This is a genomic window from Streptomyces sp. NPDC001027 (assembly GCF_040299045.1).
Classification (GTDB): Bacteria; Actinomycetota; Actinomycetes; order Streptomycetales; family Streptomycetaceae; genus Streptomyces.
This window is the reverse complement of the sequence record NZ_JBEPBI010000001.1, coordinates 70425-87337: the sequence shown is the minus strand read 5'-3', so window position 1 is coordinate 87337 and position 16913 is coordinate 70425. Positions and strand designations below refer to the sequence as shown.

The 16913-nt window shown below is 69.8% G+C and carries 18 protein-coding genes and 1 tRNA gene; 14 read left to right on the top strand and 5 right to left on the bottom strand.

Going from position 1 to position 16913, the window contains the following annotated elements:
* Position 1 precedes the first annotated feature (1 nt).
* A complete protein-coding gene (locus ABT300_RS00400; RefSeq protein WP_351669888.1) occupies positions 2–727 on the bottom strand; it encodes an XRE family transcriptional regulator in 726 nt (241 codons plus the stop codon).
* A gap of 755 nt (positions 728–1482) precedes the next feature.
* Here ABT300_RS00400 and ABT300_RS00395 point away from each other — a divergent pair.
* The 13 genes from ABT300_RS00395 to ABT300_RS00335 all read left to right on the top strand — a co-directional run bounded on the left by ABT300_RS00395 (position 1483) and on the right by ABT300_RS00335 (position 13951).
* Positions 1483–1776 carry a hypothetical protein gene (locus ABT300_RS00395; RefSeq protein WP_351669885.1) on the top strand — a complete coding sequence of 98 codons (294 nt, stop codon included), beginning with the start codon at positions 1483–1485 and terminating at the stop codon, positions 1774–1776.
* The gene (locus tag ABT300_RS00390; RefSeq protein ID WP_351669882.1) at positions 1773–2102 is read left to right on the top strand and encodes a hypothetical protein; all 330 of its coding nucleotides are present in this window, start codon (positions 1773–1775) and stop codon (positions 2100–2102) included. The genes ABT300_RS00395 and ABT300_RS00390 overlap by 4 nt, the downstream gene beginning before the upstream one ends.
* A 40-nt stretch (positions 2103–2142) precedes the next feature.
* Positions 2143–3195, top strand: coding sequence for a hypothetical protein (locus ABT300_RS00385; RefSeq protein WP_351669879.1), 1053 nt, complete (start codon positions 2143–2145; stop codon positions 3193–3195).
* A 276-nt stretch (positions 3196–3471) separates the two neighbouring features.
* On the top strand, positions 3472–5016 hold the full coding sequence (locus ABT300_RS00380; protein ID WP_351669876.1) for a hypothetical protein: 1545 nt from the start codon (positions 3472–3474) through the stop codon (positions 5014–5016).
* Positions 5017–5019: 3 nt separating this feature from the next.
* On the top strand, positions 5020–7203 hold the full coding sequence (locus ABT300_RS00375; protein ID WP_351669874.1) for an ATP-binding protein: 2184 nt from the start codon (positions 5020–5022) through the stop codon (positions 7201–7203).
* A 222-nt stretch (positions 7204–7425) separates the two neighbouring features.
* Positions 7426–7731: a hypothetical protein gene (locus tag ABT300_RS00370; protein WP_351669871.1), complete on the top strand. Its 306-nt coding sequence runs from the start codon at positions 7426–7428 to the stop codon at positions 7729–7731.
* 20 nt (positions 7732–7751) lie between these two features.
* Positions 7752–8207, top strand: a complete 456-nt coding sequence (gene ssb, locus ABT300_RS00365; RefSeq protein WP_351669868.1) for a single-stranded DNA-binding protein — start codon at positions 7752–7754, stop codon at positions 8205–8207.
* Between the two features lie 89 nt (positions 8208–8296).
* A complete protein-coding gene (locus ABT300_RS00360) occupies positions 8297–9574 on the top strand; it encodes a DNA cytosine methyltransferase (protein WP_351669865.1) in 1278 nt (425 codons plus the stop codon).
* Between the two features lie 29 nt (positions 9575–9603).
* The gene (locus ABT300_RS00355) at positions 9604–10512 is read left to right on the top strand and encodes a bifunctional DNA primase/polymerase (protein WP_351670244.1); all 909 of its coding nucleotides are present in this window, start codon (positions 9604–9606) and stop codon (positions 10510–10512) included.
* Entirely contained in the window at positions 10509–10934 is a 426-nt protein-coding gene (locus ABT300_RS00350) for a hypothetical protein (RefSeq protein WP_351669862.1), read from the top strand. Before ABT300_RS00355 ends, ABT300_RS00350 begins: the two co-directional genes overlap by 4 nt.
* Entirely contained in the window at positions 10931–12193 is a 1263-nt protein-coding gene (locus ABT300_RS00345) for a DUF3631 domain-containing protein (RefSeq protein ID WP_351669859.1), read from the top strand. Before ABT300_RS00350 ends, ABT300_RS00345 begins: the two co-directional genes overlap by 4 nt.
* 187 nt (positions 12194–12380) lie before the next feature.
* Positions 12381–12590: a helix-turn-helix transcriptional regulator gene (locus ABT300_RS00340; protein WP_351669856.1), complete on the top strand. Its 210-nt coding sequence runs from the start codon at positions 12381–12383 to the stop codon at positions 12588–12590.
* Positions 12587–13951, top strand: a complete 1365-nt coding sequence (locus tag ABT300_RS00335) for a tyrosine-type recombinase/integrase (protein ID WP_351669854.1) — start codon at positions 12587–12589, stop codon at positions 13949–13951. Before ABT300_RS00340 ends, ABT300_RS00335 begins: the two co-directional genes overlap by 4 nt.
* A gap of 154 nt (positions 13952–14105) precedes the next feature.
* Here ABT300_RS00335 and ABT300_RS00330 read toward each other — a convergent pair.
* A tRNA-Tyr gene (locus ABT300_RS00330) sits at positions 14106–14187 on the bottom strand.
* Between the two features lie 226 nt (positions 14188–14413).
* On the opposite strand from ABT300_RS00330, the gene ABT300_RS00325 reads away from it, so the two are divergent.
* Positions 14414–14902, top strand: a complete 489-nt coding sequence (locus tag ABT300_RS00325) for a YajQ family cyclic di-GMP-binding protein (protein ID WP_351669851.1) — start codon at positions 14414–14416, stop codon at positions 14900–14902.
* Positions 14903–14969: 67 nt separating this feature from the next.
* On the opposite strand, the gene ABT300_RS00320 is transcribed toward ABT300_RS00325, so the two are convergent.
* From ABT300_RS00320 to htpX, 3 genes are all read right to left on the bottom strand, one after another.
* Entirely contained in the window at positions 14970–15236 is a 267-nt protein-coding gene (locus ABT300_RS00320; RefSeq protein WP_351669848.1) for a GlsB/YeaQ/YmgE family stress response membrane protein, read from the bottom strand.
* Positions 15237–15465: 229 nt separating this feature from the next.
* Positions 15466–15858, bottom strand: a complete 393-nt coding sequence (locus tag ABT300_RS00315) for a YccF domain-containing protein (protein WP_351669845.1) — start codon at positions 15856–15858, stop codon at positions 15466–15468.
* The gene (gene htpX, locus ABT300_RS00310; RefSeq protein ID WP_351669842.1) at positions 15855–16718 is read right to left on the bottom strand and encodes a zinc metalloprotease HtpX; all 864 of its coding nucleotides are present in this window, start codon (positions 16716–16718) and stop codon (positions 15855–15857) included. Before htpX ends, ABT300_RS00315 begins: the two co-directional genes overlap by 4 nt.
* Between the last annotated feature and the right edge of the window lie 195 nt (positions 16719–16913).

Sequence of the window (16913 nt, the reverse complement as noted above, 5' to 3'; positions counted from 1 at the left end):
CTCAGGCTCCCGTGATGCTCTCTATGTCCTGCTCGGCGATCGGTCGGGCGTTCTCCCAGGTGTGTTCGATGCTATGCGCGTACGTGTCGAAGAGGCCTCCGCCGGGGAGTCGGCGCAGATGCAGAACGGGCGCCATGTAGGCGCCGAAGCCGTAGACGTGCGGGTTGACCAGCATCTCGTCATCGGCCCGGTAGATGGAGTTGTAGAGCGTGGAGTCGTGCAGCCTGAAGCCGATGTCTGGGTGACTGCGCATCAGGGGCCGGTAGAGCACCAGGGCGTTGCGGATTTTCCCGTCCATGATCTGGTGACCCTCGTCGATGCCGCGCTGCCGGACGGCGGCGCAACCAGGGTCTCCGAGCAGGATGCGGACCTGGGCCCCCGCCTTCACCTTCGCTCTCACCAGGTCGTGGAACAGCGGATCTTCCGAGAGGAATAGCCCGGAGTAGACAAGCACGTCCAGGTTCCGCTCAGCCCGCCCGTAGATCTCTCGCCACAGCCCCGACGGCACAGTGTGCCGATGCGGGTAGACGGCCGCTATCTCGGCTTTGGTCAGGTCCGCCGCGCTGTCGACATTGCGTTCGTCGTCCCACAGGGTCGTAACGTCGACCCTCAGCGCCGCCGCCGTCGCGTACTGGTGGCGCCGATAGGGAGACTTGCCCTGCGTGATCCAGCGTTCGACTGTCTTCGGGTTGACGTTGATCTGTTCAGCGAGGCTCTGCACGGTCATGCCACGGGCCAGGAGAGCGGACCGTAAGCGCTCGTTCGACATCTGCACCCCCGTTGGGACGTCTAGGGACTTCTTGACCGTAGCCAGAAGTCCCCAAGCTGTCTACGTGCGGGGTAACCAACTCCCCTGACCTGCGGCGATTCTGAATGTGCGCCAAGAAGTCCCGGAGCAAAGACCAAGAGGTTCCGTCGATGTACTTGACGGACCCTCATGCAGTACCTGTAAAACAGGTACTGCAACAGCCGAACGCAACAACTCGGCTGAAGGCGGCTTCATGTCGCATGCGCAGCAGGACCCCGCCGGACCCGCTTACACGCGGTTCGAGCGGCAGGGGAGACGTAAAAGTCCGTCGTCTTCACGGATCGATCGGTGTCATCGGCTAAGCCGCTGGTCTGACCCTCGGGCGTAGACCCAGGGACCGGATCACGGGGATCCCGTTGATTGGGCCGCACCCAGCCCATGGCATCCAGGGAGCAACCACTCAGCGAGTGACGACTGAGTGGCCGCGGTGACCGCGCGCCGGCCAAGCGAAGGGAGCAAGGCGCGTACGGAGCCGCGAGACGACAGTGACGGGCTTTCCCGTCACTCGTCATGCGGGCAGGACGTCGGCTTCACGTCGGTGTCCTGCCCGTTTGATGAGGACTATCGAAGGTCCCACCCACACCGCGTCCCGGTGCGGTTCCTTTCCCACGGCGCGCGCCCCGTAGAGGCACCTCCGGACGCGTTCGAGCCGTCCCCTGTGAGGAGAGACGTCCATGAAGTGCATCGTTGCCGGTCATCAGGCCGTCACCACAATCGAGTTCGCGGAACTGGCGCTGGGCACCCCGGTCGAGCTGTGGCTCGGGGTCGAGGGCGAGACGGCAGAGGAGCGCGCAGCCCGCTTGGACGCGGCGCGCGACATCCTGGCCGACCCCGAGTACCACAGCCTGCCGGACGACCTGGTCCGTCTGGCCGCGCGGGTGGTCGAGGACCACCCGGACCTGTTCAACGTGATCCCGCTGGCCTGCCCCGCCCGTCGCCGTCCGGCACGCCGGGGGGCTGCGGCATGAGCGACGGGCTGACGCTGGACGACCTGTCCGTGCCGCTGCGAGCGCTGCGCCTGCTGGCCGGTGACTTCGGGCACCTGGCGGCGCCGGCCGTGCGGGTGTCGACCATCTGGCCCGACCGTCTGGAACTCGGGTTTCACGGGGACTTGGCCGACTTCGAGGCATGGCGCGACGCGCTGGGGATTGCCCCGGCCGCCGTGTCCCACAACGTTCAGAGCGGGGGCCACACGCACGTTCTGCGCGCATCCGCCCAGTACGCGGGTGCCGCGCTGGAGCTGGTGGCCTACGCCGAGGTTCCCACCGCGGCGCAGGCTGCGGCGGCGGTCTGATGTCGCCGACGGAGGCATTCTCCCGAGAAGGAGTGAAGCAGTGATTCATCCCCCGGAAAGGTCCCTGAGCAGGGGACAGATCATCCTGCTGAGTCTCGCCGCAGTGCCCATGGTCGGCTTCGGCGGCATGGGCGCGTGGGGCACCTACAGCAACATCACTTCCGTGTTCCACCGTTCTGCGACCGCGCTGGGTGTGGTCGCAGCCGGTGAGGGCGCAACGCTGGTCCTCGCCCTGACCCTGGTTGCCCTGACCGCGCTTGGGCAGTCCTCCCCGCTGGCCGTGCGGCTCGGGTTGTGGATGCTGCCGGCGGTGGCGTCCCTGACCGGCGCAACAGTGGCGCAGTCGATCCGGGACGCGGTGGTGTTCGCCGTGACACCGATCGCCATGTCCGCCTCCGCCGAGGGGCTGGGTCTGGTGGCGCGCCGGATCGTGGTCTTCTGCACGGGTGTGGATGCGGAAGCACAGCGCCGTAACGCGGCCGTTCTGCAGCGCCTCGCCTACCATCGCGCCCGCGCCGCGAACCACCCCGACAAGAAGGCGCGCAAGAGCTCGGAGCTGGAGTCGTGGAAGCTCGCCAAGAAGGTCGGCGCGGGTGATGTCCTGCTCGGGGCACACCTGGTCGACGTCCAGCGCGAGCGGATGACGGTCGGCGCGGACGCGGCCCTTGCGGGCATGTTCCACCTCCCCGTCACGGCCCCCGCGCTTCACGCCCCAGCGACCCCGGAGTCGGCCGCCGTCGAGGATGGAGCCGTCACGGCCGTCACACCCCCCGTGACGGAGGAAGACACGCAGGTCACTCCCCTGCTGGAGACCGTCCCGGCTGTGCCCGTCACGCCCGTGACGGACGACGTCACGCCCGTGACGCTGGACGAGATCGCCGTCGTGGCCGGGGTGGCGACGCCGGTAGCGGGGGAGCCGCTGACAGACGCTCAACTTGTGGTCGTCCTACGGCACCTGCGCTACTCCGACGACCCGCCGCTGTCCTACCGGCAAGCCGTCGCAGCGTTCCGCGAGGCCGGTTTCGTGGGCGGGGAAGAGCGGGTGCGCCGGGCGTGGGGCTCGCTGATGTCCCACGAGGAAACCGGCACCTGACCGACCAGTCCGGCATACACCAATGACGGCCAGCCCAGGACTAGTGGGCTGGCCGTCGTTGCGACTGCCGGAAGCAGTCGACCGCACCAGTGAAGCAGACCCGGAAAGCCCCGGCGAGCGGCACCCTCGCAGACCTGGAAAGCAGACCCGGCGAGCCGACATCACGACAGCACACCGCCTGAACTCCGCTTCTTTCAACGCAGAGACCCGGACGCCCAGCCCTGGAAAGCAATGCGTCCGGGTCCTGCTCTCCTCCGCGAAGGAGTGACCCTCAGCATGACCGAGACCACCACCGAACCGGTAGCCCACCCGACGGCCACAGCACCCCCGCCCACCCCGATACCGCCCCGCGAGACGACGCCAGCGCCCGCCGCCCAGCCCACGCCGGTCCATACGCCGGGTGGTATCCCTGTGCTGCCGCTGGCCCTGTCCGGCACCAACGGCGCCGTCAGCGCGGTGAGCACCGTTGCCCTGGTGGGTGGCGGTCCCGTGGCGCTGGCTGTGGCCGCGGGCGGCGCGGCCGTCCTCGGCACGGCCGCCGCCGTCCGCGCGCGCCGCAGCAACCGAGAGCGCGGTAAGGCGACCGTCGGCAAGTCCGGCCGCCGCAGCGCTGCTGCGTCCCGCAGTACGGGCGGCACTTCCGCGGGCGGCCGGGGACGCGGGACCCGTTCTAAGCTGCGCAACGGGGCGGGGAGGTCCGGCTCGCTGCGCGGCATGGGCGTGACGGGCGGCCGTCACGCCGCCCGTCACGCGTCACGCCCCACCACGTCACGTGCCGCGGGCGCGGCCAGCGTCGGCCGCACGGCGACTACGCGGCCCGGTGCGGGCCGTGTCGGGCAGGTGCGAGCGCTGCGCCGGGCGGGCAAGGAGCAGGCTCCGACGCGTTCCGCGGCCCGGCAGCAGACCACTGCAGCCCGCCGCGCCGTCGCGGACGCCCGCCGTGACGCCCGTGCCGCCGCCCGCGTCAACAAGACCGCCGGCTCGAAGGGGTGGGCGGGCCGCGCGGCCGGATGGGCGGGCGGCAAGGCCGCGTCCGGCACGCGTGCCCTGGTCGACAAGGCCCGTAAGGCGCGTGACCGGAGCACCAACGCGCAGGTCGACGCCAAGCGGGGGCAGGTGCGCAAGGCGCCCGCCCGCCGCAAGGCCCGTTGGGGCCTGCTGAAGTCCGCCGCCCGCTTCCAGGGCCGCCGCTTGCTCGCCGCGCTCGTGTCCGGTGCGGCCGGGGTGCTCGGGTGCCTGACCACGCCGCTCGGTCGCAAGCTCGGGTGGCGGTGGCTGATGCACCCCGGCCGGAGGCTGTACCGGCGGCTGATGGAAGCCGCCCACGTCCAGCGTGCCGCTCGTGACGCTGCGATCCGGGCGCTGCAGGCGGAGGAAGAGGCCGCGACCGAGGAAGACCCGAACGAGATCGGGGACCGCGTCGAGCGTCCCGCCCACCTCATCCCCTCAGCTCCCACGGCTGGTCAGGAGATTCACGTGTCTGGTTTCAAGTTCGAAGAGGCCGCGGCCGAGATGGAGAACGCGGCCCGCACCTACGAGCCCGACGGGAACATGGAAGTTCTCGCGATGATCGACAACCTGCCCACGGCGCTGCTGTCGATCGCCAACACCTTCCGCATCCTGGCCGAGCGCTCCGACGACGAGTTCGCCTTCGAGAAGGACGTCGCCGCCGGCTTCGACGACATCCACCAGACCCTGCTGAACGCGGTCGACGCGGCCGAGACCCTCGTACCGCTGTTCCGCAACGTGCACGAGCAGGACATCGCCCGCCACGAGGACCCCCGCAACGGCACCGAGGCCGAGAAGGGCTGGAACGTCTAAGCCATGACCACCACCGAGGCCACCATGTCCAGCAGCAAGAACAGCACGTCCAAGCAGCAGCCGGCCGAGCACGGCGGTGGTCCGGTGTGGGACTGGGCGGCCGGTCACGGGTCCGTGACCGGTGCCCTGTCCGCCACCACCGGGGCGTTCGCCGTCGCCACCACCGGCGCCGCGACCGGCATGCCGCCCGGTTGGGCGCTCGCCGTCGGCGCGGCGGGCGCGATCGGCCACACCGCCGCCGGCATCCGCCTCAGGAACGCCGGCCGCACGATCGCCGCCCGCGCCGCCTCCTGGCTGGTCGGTGCCGGGTGGACGACGTGGGCCATGATGCACGGGCCGCTCACCTGGCAGGCGCTGGGCTCCCTCGCCGTCATCGGCGTCGGGACGGCGACCGTCACCCGCTCGACGAACCTCTACGAGGAGGCCCGCGAGGAGGAGGCGCTGCACGCCGAGGAGCGGGCGGTGGCGCTGGAGTTGTCGCAGGAGCGGCGGGCGATCGCCGAGGAATGGGTGGACCGCATCCGGCGGGTGTGCGGCGTGAGCGTGCGGGTGCTGGCGGTGGAGCACTGGCCGACCGGTACCGGGTTCACGATCGACGCTGAGCTCCCCGGCGCCACCACCTTCGACCAGATCGCCGCGCGGGCGGCGGGGCTGTCTGCGGACGCGCACCTGCCGCACGGCTGCACCGCCACCGCCGGCCCCGGTGTCCACCAGGGCCGCACCCTCATCGACGTCTCCACGGTCAACGCCCTGGAGACGGAGACGCCCTACCCGTCGGACTACGCGCCGCTCTCGCTGCACACGGGGATCCCGTGGGGCTACCGCTCGAACGCCGAGCACATCCAGACTTACCTGCGTGAGCAGTGCGCGCTGGTCGTCGGGCCGACCGGGTCGGGCAAGACGAACATGGTGCACGTGATCCTGGCCGGGTTCGCCCGCGCCACGGACGTGCTCACGTTCGTGATCGACCTGAACGCCGGATCGGCAGGCCTGTCGTGGGTGCTGCCCGCCCTCAACCACCAGCCCCGCGAGGGCGAGCGTCCGATGCGGCCCGGCATCGACTGGCTCGCCGGAACGGTCGAAGAAGCCCTCGTCATGCTGGACGCGGTGCTGCGGATCGGGAAGCAACGCAAGATCGTCTATCAGGCGCTGATGGCGCGCGAGGACACCGACCTGTTGCCGGTCGGCCCGTCGATCCCGCAGATCATGCTCGTCATCGACGAGGGCGCCGAGATCCTCACCAGCACCGACAAGACGCTGAAGGAACTCGCGAAGAAGATCCTCGAAGTGATCCGCATGCTGCGCGCCATGGGCATCCGCACCGTCCTGACCGCCCTCGGCTCCACCGGCGCGGTGCTGGGCAACCTCATGATCCGCCGCGAAGCCAAAGTGCGGGTCGCGCTGACCGGCGGAGAGAAGGAGGGCATGGACCTCAGCAAGCTGTTCCCCGGCGCCCGCGGCCTGAAGGTCGACCAAGCCCCCTACAAGGGGGCCGGGTTCATGGGCACTCCAGAGTCGCCTGCAGCGTTGTTCAAGTGCTGGCGGATCCTGCCCAGCCAGATCCGCGAGATCGTCGCCACCACCAGCGAACGCCACCCCGTCCTGGACGACGTCTCCGCCAAGGCGGCCGGGGAGGCGTACGCGCGGCGGTGGGACGCCGACCGCATCGACTGGATGCACCACCCCGAGCCCACCCCCCTCACCCCCGCCGACAGTGTGGCCGGGGAGTCGCGGCGGGGGCTGAACCTATCCGCCCTGCGCGACCAGCCCACAGACCAGCCCGGACCGGAGCAGGGGTCGGGTTCGGACGTCGACCGGCTCGCGGACGCGTTCATGCGCGAGATCGACGAACACTTCGGCACCACCGCCGAACCCGACCGCTCCCGCCCCGAGCAGGAACGGCCGCAGCGTCCGGGACTGAACCTGTCCGCCCTGCGCGACAACCACGACAGCACCCCGCAGCAGGCGGCGGCCGGCCGGGACGGCGGGCCGGACTGGCTCGCGGACGCGATCGCCGCCATCGGCGACGCCGGCACGGCGGGCATGAAGCCGTCCGCCGTCGCCGACCGAGTCAACCGCAGCCGACAGGCCGTGCGCGAGGCACTCAAGGCGGCGGCGGAGCGAGGGGAGTTGGTCTACCGGGACAACGGACCGCACTCGGTCTACGTCCACCCCGACCACGCCTGAATCGCTCACAGACGGCTACCGGCTACTGGCTACCGGAAACTTGCCACTAGCCACTAGAACGCCCTACTACTGCCCAACAGCGGCCTCTGACAGGTGTTTTCCGCTTGCCAGTAGCCACTAGCCACTGACCACTACAACCACACACCGTGACCAGCGGGAGCCCGCCCGGAACCGTTCCGGACGGGCTCCCGCACGTGAACGGCTCGCCGGAAGGAGCACCGCATGCACCACCGCGAACCGCACGGCAACATCGCCCCCCACATCCCCGCCGACGTCTACCACCGCGCCCAGGCCACCGGGCAGCCGGTCGTGATCGTCGTCAACGACCGCCCCCCGGCCGGCGTCGAGTGGCGGCGGTTACTACTGCCGTTCGCGATCGCAGGCGCGACCGTCGCCGGCGGCTGGGGACTGGTCGCCGCCCTGTGCTACCTGCTCGACTTCGCCGCCCACACCGCCACCGTCATCGCCGGCGCCGCCGGACCCATCGGCGTCGGCGGCATCACCCTCAAACTCGCCCGCTCCAAGTGACCTTTCGTCAGGAGATCAGCATGTCGTTCGGAGAGACCCCGATCACCGTCATCGGCAACCTGACCGCCGACCCGGAACTGAAGTTCACCGAGGGCGGCGCCGCGCTCGCCCGCTTCACCGTCGCCGCCACCCCGCGCACCTTCGACCGCGACTCGAATCAGTGGAAGGACGGCACGTCCACGTTCTTCCGCTGCGCCGCCTGGCGCGCCCTGGCCGAACACGTCGCCGAATCGCTCACGAAGGGCTCGCGGGTGGTGCTGTCCGGGCGGATCCGTCAGCACGACTGGAAGACCCCGGAGGGCGAGAACCGCTCGATGCTCGCCGTCGAGGTCGACGAGATCGGCGCGTCCCTGCGCTTCACCACCGTGACCGTCAATGGCAAGCGCCCGGCCCGCCCCGCCCCCGCCGGGGACGACGCATGGGCCACTGCCGACAGCACCACGGCCAACGGGACCGACGCCGAACCCCCGTTCTAGCTACGCCAAGGGCGGCCCCCGCAATCTCGCCAAAGAACCGGGGCCGCCCTTGTCAGCCAGCACCCGTCAAGGAACTGGAGACATCCAGCATGACCCAACGCACCGACATCCGGCGAGCCCCCGGCTCGCCGCCCCGCATCGTGGCGCTGTGCGCCGGCTACGGCGGACTCGAAGCGGCGATCCGCGCCGGGACCGGCGGCGCGCCGGTCGCGTTCGCGGAGAACGACCCGCACGCCGCGGCCGTGTTCGCCGCACGCCACCCGAACACGCCGAACCTCGGGGACATCACCGCCGTGGACTGGCACCGGGTGCGGGAGCTGCACCGGCCGGACACCGTGGCCGCCGGCTTCCCCTGCCGCAACATCTCCAGCGCCGGACGAAGGGACGGGATCAATGGCCAGTGGTCGCGAGTCTGGAAAAACGTCGCTGAGGCTGTGGGCGTCCTTCGACCGCGTCTCGTGTTCCTGGAAAACGTGGCGGCGATCCGCTCGCGGGGGCTGGACGTCGTCGCCGCGGACCTGGCCGCGCTCGGGTATGACGCGCGGTGGACATGTCTACGAGCTGGTGACCCCGAAGTCGGCGCCCCGCACCAGCGCGACCGCTGGTTCGCAGTCGCCCATCCCGCTGCTGAAGACCCCCACCTCCCAGCTTGGGGTCAACGGCGGCCCGCAGCCCCCGGCCAAGCGCAAGGCGGGCGGGCACGGGCCGACGCTGGAGGACGAAGCGGTCTTCCTGCTCCCCCTGTGGCCGACGGACAGCTGAGCCTGCTGCCCACCCCGGCAGCCCGGGACTGGAAGTTGGGCGACGCCTCGAACCTCCTCGGCCGCAACGCGCGCCCGCTGAACGAGTTGGCCGTCAGCCTGCTGCCCACGCCCACCGCGAGCAGGTACGGCCGTAACCGGTCCGCGTCGCACGGAGCGAGCTCCCGCCCGTCGATCGAGTACCTGGTCCGCGACCTGCTGCCCACGCCGAAGGCCTCCGACGGCCCCTACGACAGCACCGGCGCGCACAACAGCCACGGCACCTACTACCTGCCCGGCCAGGCCGTGCGCCTCGACCCACGCTGGATCGGGCACAACGGCGTCGACTTCGGCCCCGCCGTCCGCCGCTGGGAGCACGTCACCGGCCGCCCCGCGCCCTGCCCGACCGAGCCCGGCACCCGCGGCAACCGGCGCCTCTCACCCGCGTTCGTCGAGTGGATGATGGGCCTGCCCGAGGGGTGGGTCACCGCCGTGCCCGGCATCCCCCGCAAGGAACAGCTCAAGATCCTCGGCAACGGCGTAGTCCCCCAACAGGCCTGCCACGCCTACGGCCTGCTCCTCGGAGCCGACACGGCCGCGCGGCGGGACGGGAGGGCCGCGGCATGACCGGCGTCCCGCTCGTCAATGTGCTCGACATGCCCACCGTCGACCTGGGCCATCTGCATCTGCTCGCCGCCGCTCTGTGCCCCGCAGAGCGCGGCTGGCCCGTCATCCCGCTGCACCCCGGAAGCAAGCGGCCCGCAGGACACCCCGAACGCTCCTGCCCCGGCATCGGGCGCTGCGAGGACGGGCACCGCACCCCCGAGGAGGGCGCCACCACCGACCCCCACCTGATCCAGGCGGCATGGGCGCGGCGGCCGTACAACGTGGGGATCGCGACCGGTCCGGCCGGCCTGGTCGTCGTCGACCTGGACGTATGCAAGCCGCAAGAGCCAGAAGGAGCGCCTGACGGTGCCGCTTCTCTTGCAGCGCTCTGCGAGCGCGCCGGACAGACCCTCCCGGCCACCTACCAGGTGCGGACTCCCAGCGGAGGCCGCCACCTGTACTTCACCGCCCCGACCGGCGGACGGTTGAAGTGCAGCGCGGGCCGACTCGGAGCGCACATCGACACCCGCGCCTGGGGCGGCTACGTCGTCGCCCCCGGCAGCACCACCCCCCAAGGCGCATACGAGATCCTCGACGACGCCTCCGTAGCCGCACTCCCGCACTGGCTCACCGCCCTACTCGTCGAATCGCCACAGCGCGCCAAGCCCATGGCCGTCACGCCGGTACGCGACGGCACACGGACCGCCCAAGCGGCCCTGGAACGCGAGACGGCCGCCGTCCGGGCCACGTCGGAGGGCGGCCGCAACACCCGGCTACTGGCCGGCGCACGCGCCCTGGGCCGCTTCGTCGCATGGGGCGAGATTCCCCGAAGCGTGGTGGAGGAGGCTTTTCAGGCGGCCGGCGAGGCGGCCGGACTGCCCGCGGCCGAGTGCCGGGCCACCATCCGCAGCGCCCTGAACTGGTCCATCCGCACCTGCCGACCGCGGGAAACCGCATGACCACCCCCGCCGCCCTGAAAAGCCATCCCGACACCGCCGACCAGCCGGACACCGCCAACACGACCACACCCCCGGCTCCCGAGTGCGGCCGAAGGAAAGCCGCCCGTCAGGGCGTCCTTTCAGCCCTTCCCGCCGAACAGCGCCCAACCGGCCCCCTGCGCAGCAGCGCTGAGGATCCGACGCCGGACCGGCCGGGGATCCGCATCTGCGCCCCGCCGGTCTGCCGCCACCACTACGACGGAGCCCGCTGGTCTAAGCGCTACAGCGACACCCCCACCGCCGCCTACGTCTGCGCCTGCGGGCAGACCGGCGCGGCCACCGGACAGCACGCCGTCGCCGCCCTGGTCGCCGAGTACGACGGCCACAAGGACGTTTGCACCGGCACGGCCGCTCCGCACACCGAAAGGAGGAACGCCGCATGACCCACACCGCGCCCGCTCCGTCCATCGACGGCGCCGCCCTGCTCGACGAGGTCGAAGCGTTCCACCGACGCTTCAACATCTTCCCCACCGAACACGCCTACGTCGCCGTCGCCCTGTGGGACGCCCACGCCCACCTGATGGACGCGTTGGACGGCACCGCCCGCATCGCCTTCCTCAGCCCCGAACCGGGTTCCGGAAAGTCGCGTGCACTGGAGATCATTGAGACGCTCACGCCGCGCGCTGCGACCACCGTCAACGCCTCCGCGAACGCCCTGTTCCGGCTCGTCTCCGCAGACGAGGGCACACCCACCCTCCTCTTCGACGAGATTGACACCGTCTTCGGTCCCAAGGCGGGCGGGAACGAGGAAGTCCGCGGCTTCCTCAACTCCGGTTACCGGCGCGGCGCCAAGTCCCTGCGCTGCATCGGGGACGGATCCGACCAGAAAGCAGGCTTCTTCCCGTCGTTCTGCGCGGTCGCCATGGCCGGACTCGGCACGCTGCCGGACACGATCCTGACCAGGTCAGTCATCATCCGCATGCGGAAGAAGGCGCCCAACGAGAAGTGTGAGCCTTACCGGCGCCGCGTCCACGAGAAGCAAGGTCACGTCCTGCGGGACCGGCTCGCCGACTGGACCGCCACCCTGCACGATCAGGTAGCCGAGGCGTGGCCCGAGATGCCCGAGGGTGTCACGGACCGGCCGGCGGACGTGTGGGAACCGCTGCTCGCGGTCGCCGACGCGGCCGGCGGGCACTGGCCGGCCCGGGCCCGCGCGGCGTGCATCGAACTCATCAAGTCGGCGAGCAGCAACGACGAAGCCTCCCTCGGCGTACGGCTGCTGACCGACCTGCGCGACAAGGTGTTCTGCGGAGTCGACAAGATGCCCACCGCGGCCATCCTCGAAGTCCTCCTCTCCCTCGACGACGCCCCATGGGCCGATATGAGCGAGGACGGACAGGCAATCAAGCCGCTCACTGCCCGCCGACTGTCCAAGCTCCTCAGCCAGTACGTGCGCCCCGACAACACCCCGATCAAGCCCAAGGGGATCCGGGTCGGCAGCACCACCCCCAAGGGCTACTACGCCGAAGACCTCACCGACGCGTGGAACCGCTACTGCCGCCCCGACCCCGGGAAATCCGCAACATCCGCAACATCCGCAACACCCCAGGTCAACAGCGGTGAATCTGTGGCGGAAGACCCTTCCGAGACCCGCCACATGTTCGTGGAATCCGACACACGCACCCTGCGCAGTGTCGGCTGACACCACCCGCCCGCATAGGTGTCGCCGCACGTAGGTGCGGCCGGACTTATCCGCAACAGAAACGGCATCCGCCACAGATTCAAGCCGCTGACCAGCAATGTTGCGGCGTGGCGGATGTTGCGGATCCCCCAGAGGCGCGGAAACGCCTTCCCTGCTCTCCCCACTGCTGATCCGAGGAGACGCCGCCATGGCCGCCCCTGCCCGTAGCCGCCACTCCCCCATAGACGAGTGGCTGCCGCTCAGCGAAGTACTCACCGAACTCAACATCACCCGCGCCACCTGGTACCGCTGGCGCAATCGTGGACTCGGTCCCGAGGCGAAGCTCACGCCGACCGGTCGCGTGCGCGTGCGCCGCAGCGTCCTGGACGCCTTCATGAACGAAATGGATGCCGCGTGACCGAGTGGAGTTACACCGTCAAGATCTGGGCCATCCGGAAGCGCGAATACCGGAACCCCTACCAACTCCGCTGGAAGGTGGGCAACCGCCCCCACTCGGAGACCTTCCAAACGCTGGGCCTGGCGGAGAGCCGCCGGGCCCAGTTCATCACCGCCTCCCGCGAGGGTGAACCGTTCGACGTCGACAGCGGACTGCCAAAGTCCATGGTCGCGAAGAAGCGGGACATCTCGTGGTACGAGCACGCCCGGAACTACATAGAGATAAAGTGGGACGACTCCCCCGCGTCGACCCGCCGTACGCTGGCCGAAGCCATGGCCACCGTGACGCCCACCTTCGTGCAGGACACGAAGGGCATGCCGGATCCCAGAGTCGTCCGGCCGGCGCTCTACGGCTGGGCCTTCAACAAGAACCGTTGGGATGAGGAGCCCCCCGCCGAGGTGGCCAAGGTGCTGGACTGGTTCAAGCGCAAGTCGCTCCCCACGTCCTCGCTCTCTGACCTGGTTCTCGTACGGACCAGCCTCCGAGCGATCTCCAGGAAGCTGGACGGCACGACCGCCGCTCCGGGAACGATCAGTCGAAAGCGCGCGATCTTCTACAACTCCCTTGAGTACGCGGTAGAGGCCGAACTCCTCACCGACAACCCGCTCACCCGCATCAAGTGGAAAGCCCCGGAGCAGGTGGTGGAGGAGGTGGACCCGGCCTGTGCGCCGAACCCTGAGCAGGCGGCCAAGTTGCTGGTCGCCGTGCGGGACCAGAGTCCGCGCGGCCGTCGGCTGGTGGCATTCTTCGGCTGCATGTACTACGCCGCAGCCCGGCCGGCGGAAGTCATCGGGCTACTACTCAAGGACTGCGACCTACCGCGCCGAGGGTGGGGCACGCTCCGCCTCCGAGAGACCCGACCCCGGTCGGGCGCGGCCTGGACGGATAGCGGGGAGTCCCACGACCGGCGGGGGCTGAAGCACCGTCCACGCAAGGCGGTCCGGCCCGTTCCGATCCCGCCGGAATTGGTCGCCCTGCTCCGCTGGCACATCACCGCGTACGGCACCGCTCCGGATGGTCGCGTCTTCCAGACCATGCGCGGTGGGCTGGTCCAGGACACGGGCTACGGCGAGGTATGGGCCGTGGCCCGTTCACGTGCCCTCACCCCGTCGGAGTTCGAGTCGACTTTGGCCAAGCGTCCGTATGATCTTCGCCACGCCGCGGTATCCACCTGGCTCAGTTCCGGGGTGGAACCTCAGCTCGTAGCGGAGCGCGCCGGCCACAGTGTGGCTGTGCTCTTCCGGGTGTATGCGAAGTTCCTGAAGGACGGTGACGACGCAGCCAACGCCAAGATCTCCGCGCGGTTGGAGCAACGCGGGTAAGGGGCTGAAAATCCCGTCCACGCCCCGTCCACACACCCCGAGACAGGGCGTTCGAACACGAGACAGCGTGAGACAGTGCGCCGCTCGCCAGGAAGCATGACGAAGGGTCCGTGACCTGCTGTGTTAGCAGGTCACGGACCCTTCGTTCTCAGCGTGGCGGCGCCAGGATTCGAACCTGGGAAGGCTGAGCCGGCAGATTTACAGTCTGCTCCCTTTGGCCGCTCGGGCACACCGCCGGGTTCGCTGCCTATTCGAACCGCTTTTCGGCGGTGCTCCCTGGCAACGACGTAAACGATACCCGATGCGCGGGGGTGCTTCGCCACCTGATTCCGCGCCGCCCGGAGGGGGCGGGGTGGCTAGGCTTGTGCGGATGCGGCCCGGGATCACACCGGGCTCGGCGGTCACCCCCACGTGCGCCGATACGCACCCTGACACGCACCCCGATACAAGGAGCCACAGGACATGGCCGACTCCAGTTTCGACATCGTCTCGAAGGTCGAGCGGCAGGAGGTCGACAACGCCCTCAACCAGGCCGCCAAGGAGATCTCGCAGCGCTACGACTTCAAGGGCGTGGGCGCCTCGATCTCGTGGTCCGGTGAGAAGATCCTCATGGAGGCGAACTCCGAGGACCGGGTGAACGCCGTTCTCGACGTCTTCCAGTCCAAGCTGATCAAGCGCGGCATCTCGCTGAAGGCGCTGGAGGCGGGCGAGCCGCAGCTCTCCGGCAAGGAGTACAAGCTCTTCGCGGACATCAAGGAGGGCATCTCCCAGGAGAACGCGAAGAAGGTCGCGAAGCTCATCCGCGACGAGGGCCCCAAGGGCGTGAAGGCCCAGGTGCAGGGCGAGGAACTGCGGGTCAGCTCGAAGAGCCGCGACGACCTGCAGACCGTCATCACACTGCTCAAGGGTCAGGACTTCGACTTCGCACTGCAGTTCGTGAACTACCGCTAGCCGACGCACGGGCGAGGGCGGGCGCCTCTCGGCGTCCGCCCTCGCGCTCGGCCGGGCCGCAGCGGGCTCAGTCGCGTGAGTTGCCGAACAGCACGCGGTAGACGATCAGGAGCACGAGCGAGCCGCCGATCGCGGCGGCCCAGGTGGCGCCGTCGTAGAAGTCCTTCGCGATGGGGTGGTCCAGCCAGCGGGCCGAGATCCAGCCGCCGATGAACGCGCCCGCGACGCCGATCAGGGTCGTGCCGACGAAACCGCCCGGGTCGCGCCCGGGCAGCAGGACCTTGGCGATGACTCCGGCCAACAACCCCAGGATGATCCAGCTGATGATGCTCATGCCGTGAACCTGCCCCTCCGTGCTGTGCCTGTGCTGTCCGGGCAGTGTGATGTCACTCGCTCCGGACGGGCCGCGCTCTCTCCGGCCCGCCCCGCGTCCTTCGTCGCACGCGGGTTCGTGCCGTGCTGATCGGAACGACGCATGACCGGGGGCGGCGGTTCCGGCATGGATCGGTAGTGATCGTTGCGGACCGGCGCGGACCGGCGCGGGCCGGTGCAGACCGGTGCGGTCAGCGTGAGGCGAACGGCCGGTCGGTGGGCACGATTTCGCGGCCCAGCGGGAACAGCGAGACCGGGATCAGCTTGAAGTTCGCGATGCCGAACGGGATGCCGATCACGGTCAGGCACAGCAGGAAGCCGGTGACGATGTGCCCGAGGGCCAGCCACCAGCCGGCGAGCACCAGCCACAGCACGTTGCCGAGGCAGGAGGGCGCGCCGGCGTCACGCCGCTCGACGGTCGTGTAGCCGAACGGCCACAGCGCGAAGACGCCGATGCGGAACGCGGCGACGCCGAAGGGGATGCCGATCACCGTGATGCAGAGCAGTACTCCTGCGAGCAGGTAACCGAGGAACAGCCAGAAGCCGCTCAGGATCAGCCAGATGACGTTCAGGATGGTCTTCACTGGGGGCGACCTGCCATTTTCTCGAGCCGGGCGATTCGCTCCGCCATCGGCGGGTGCGTCGAGAACATCTTGGAGAGTCCCTGGCCCGGGCGGAAGGGGTTCGCGATCATCATGTGACTCGCGGTCTCGATACGGGGCTCCGGCGGAAGCGGAAGCTGCTTGGTGCCCGTCTCCAGCTTGCGCAGGGCGCTCGCGAGCGCCAGGGGGTCCCCGGTGAGCTGGGCGCCCGAGGAGTCCGCCTCGTACTCCCGGGAGCGGCTGATGGCGAGCTGGATGAGACTGGCGGCGAGCGGCCCGAGGATCATGATCAGAAGCATGCCCAGGATGCCGGGGCCGTCGTCGTCGTCGGAGCGGCCGATCGGGATCAGCCAGGCGAAGTTGACCAGGAACATGATCACGGAGGCGAGGGCGCCGGCGACCGAGGAGATCAGGATGTCGCGGTTGTAGACGTGGCTGAGCTCGTGGCCGATGACCCCGCGCAGCTCGCGCTCGTCGAGGAGGCGCAGGATGCCTTCCGTGCAGCACACGGCGGCGTTGCGCGGGTTGCGGCCGGTCGCGAAGGCGTTGGGCGCCTCTGTCGGGGAGATGTACAGGCGGGGCATGGGCTGACGGGCCTGGGTGGAGAGCTCGCGGACCATCCGGTACAGGGCGGGGGCCTCGAACTCGCTCACGGGGCGGGCGCGCATCGCGCGTAGAGCCAGCTTGTCGCTGTTCCAGTACGCGTACGCGTTGGTGCCTAGCGCGACCAGGACCGCGACGACGAGCCCCACGCGGCCGAAGAAGCTGCCGATGACGATGATGAGTGCCGACAGCCCCCCGAGGAGTACTGCGGTCCTGAGCCCGTTGTGCCGGCGGTGCACGGTACGCCCTCCAAGTCGTGCAGCAGGGGAACCCTTTGCTTGCGGATCTTCCTGTTCTCCGGTGGCACTGGTGCCGTGATGCCACCTCCAGTGCACCCTCCCGTACTGGTCAACGCCAGGCGGGAGGCACGAGTTCCCTTGTGCGCGGGGGCGGGGTGTGGGCCGTCCGGGTGAGGGCGGGCCCGCACGCGCGTG

Coding starts and splice junctions, on each gene's coding strand:
- ABT300_RS00340 (WP_351669856.1), top strand. CDS start 12,381: ATGGCCGCCCCTGCCCGTAGCCGCCACTCCCCCATAGACGAGTGGCTG.
- ABT300_RS00320 (WP_351669848.1), bottom strand. CDS start 15,236: ATGAGCATCATCAGCTGGATCATCCTGGGGTTGTTGGCCGGAGTCATC.
- ABT300_RS00395 (WP_351669885.1), top strand. CDS start 1,483: ATGAAGTGCATCGTTGCCGGTCATCAGGCCGTCACCACAATCGAGTTC.
- ABT300_RS00345 (WP_351669859.1), top strand. CDS start 10,931: ATGACCCACACCGCGCCCGCTCCGTCCATCGACGGCGCCGCCCTGCTC.
- ABT300_RS00400 (WP_351669888.1), bottom strand. CDS start 727: ATGACCGTGCAGAGCCTCGCTGAACAGATCAACGTCAACCCGAAGACA.
- ABT300_RS00355 (WP_351670244.1), top strand. CDS start 9,604: ATGCCCACCGTCGACCTGGGCCATCTGCATCTGCTCGCCGCCGCTCTG.
- ABT300_RS00375 (WP_351669874.1), top strand. CDS start 5,020: ATGACCACCACCGAGGCCACCATGTCCAGCAGCAAGAACAGCACGTCC.
- ABT300_RS00380 (WP_351669876.1), top strand. CDS start 3,472: ATGACCGAGACCACCACCGAACCGGTAGCCCACCCGACGGCCACAGCA.
- ABT300_RS00325 (WP_351669851.1), top strand. CDS start 14,414: ATGGCCGACTCCAGTTTCGACATCGTCTCGAAGGTCGAGCGGCAGGAG.
- ABT300_RS00360 (WP_351669865.1), top strand. CDS start 8,297: ATGACCCAACGCACCGACATCCGGCGAGCCCCCGGCTCGCCGCCCCGC.
- ABT300_RS00390 (WP_351669882.1), top strand. CDS start 1,773: ATGAGCGACGGGCTGACGCTGGACGACCTGTCCGTGCCGCTGCGAGCG.
- ssb (WP_351669868.1), top strand. CDS start 7,752: ATGTCGTTCGGAGAGACCCCGATCACCGTCATCGGCAACCTGACCGCC.
- ABT300_RS00370 (WP_351669871.1), top strand. CDS start 7,426: ATGCACCACCGCGAACCGCACGGCAACATCGCCCCCCACATCCCCGCC.
- ABT300_RS00350 (WP_351669862.1), top strand. CDS start 10,509: ATGACCACCCCCGCCGCCCTGAAAAGCCATCCCGACACCGCCGACCAG.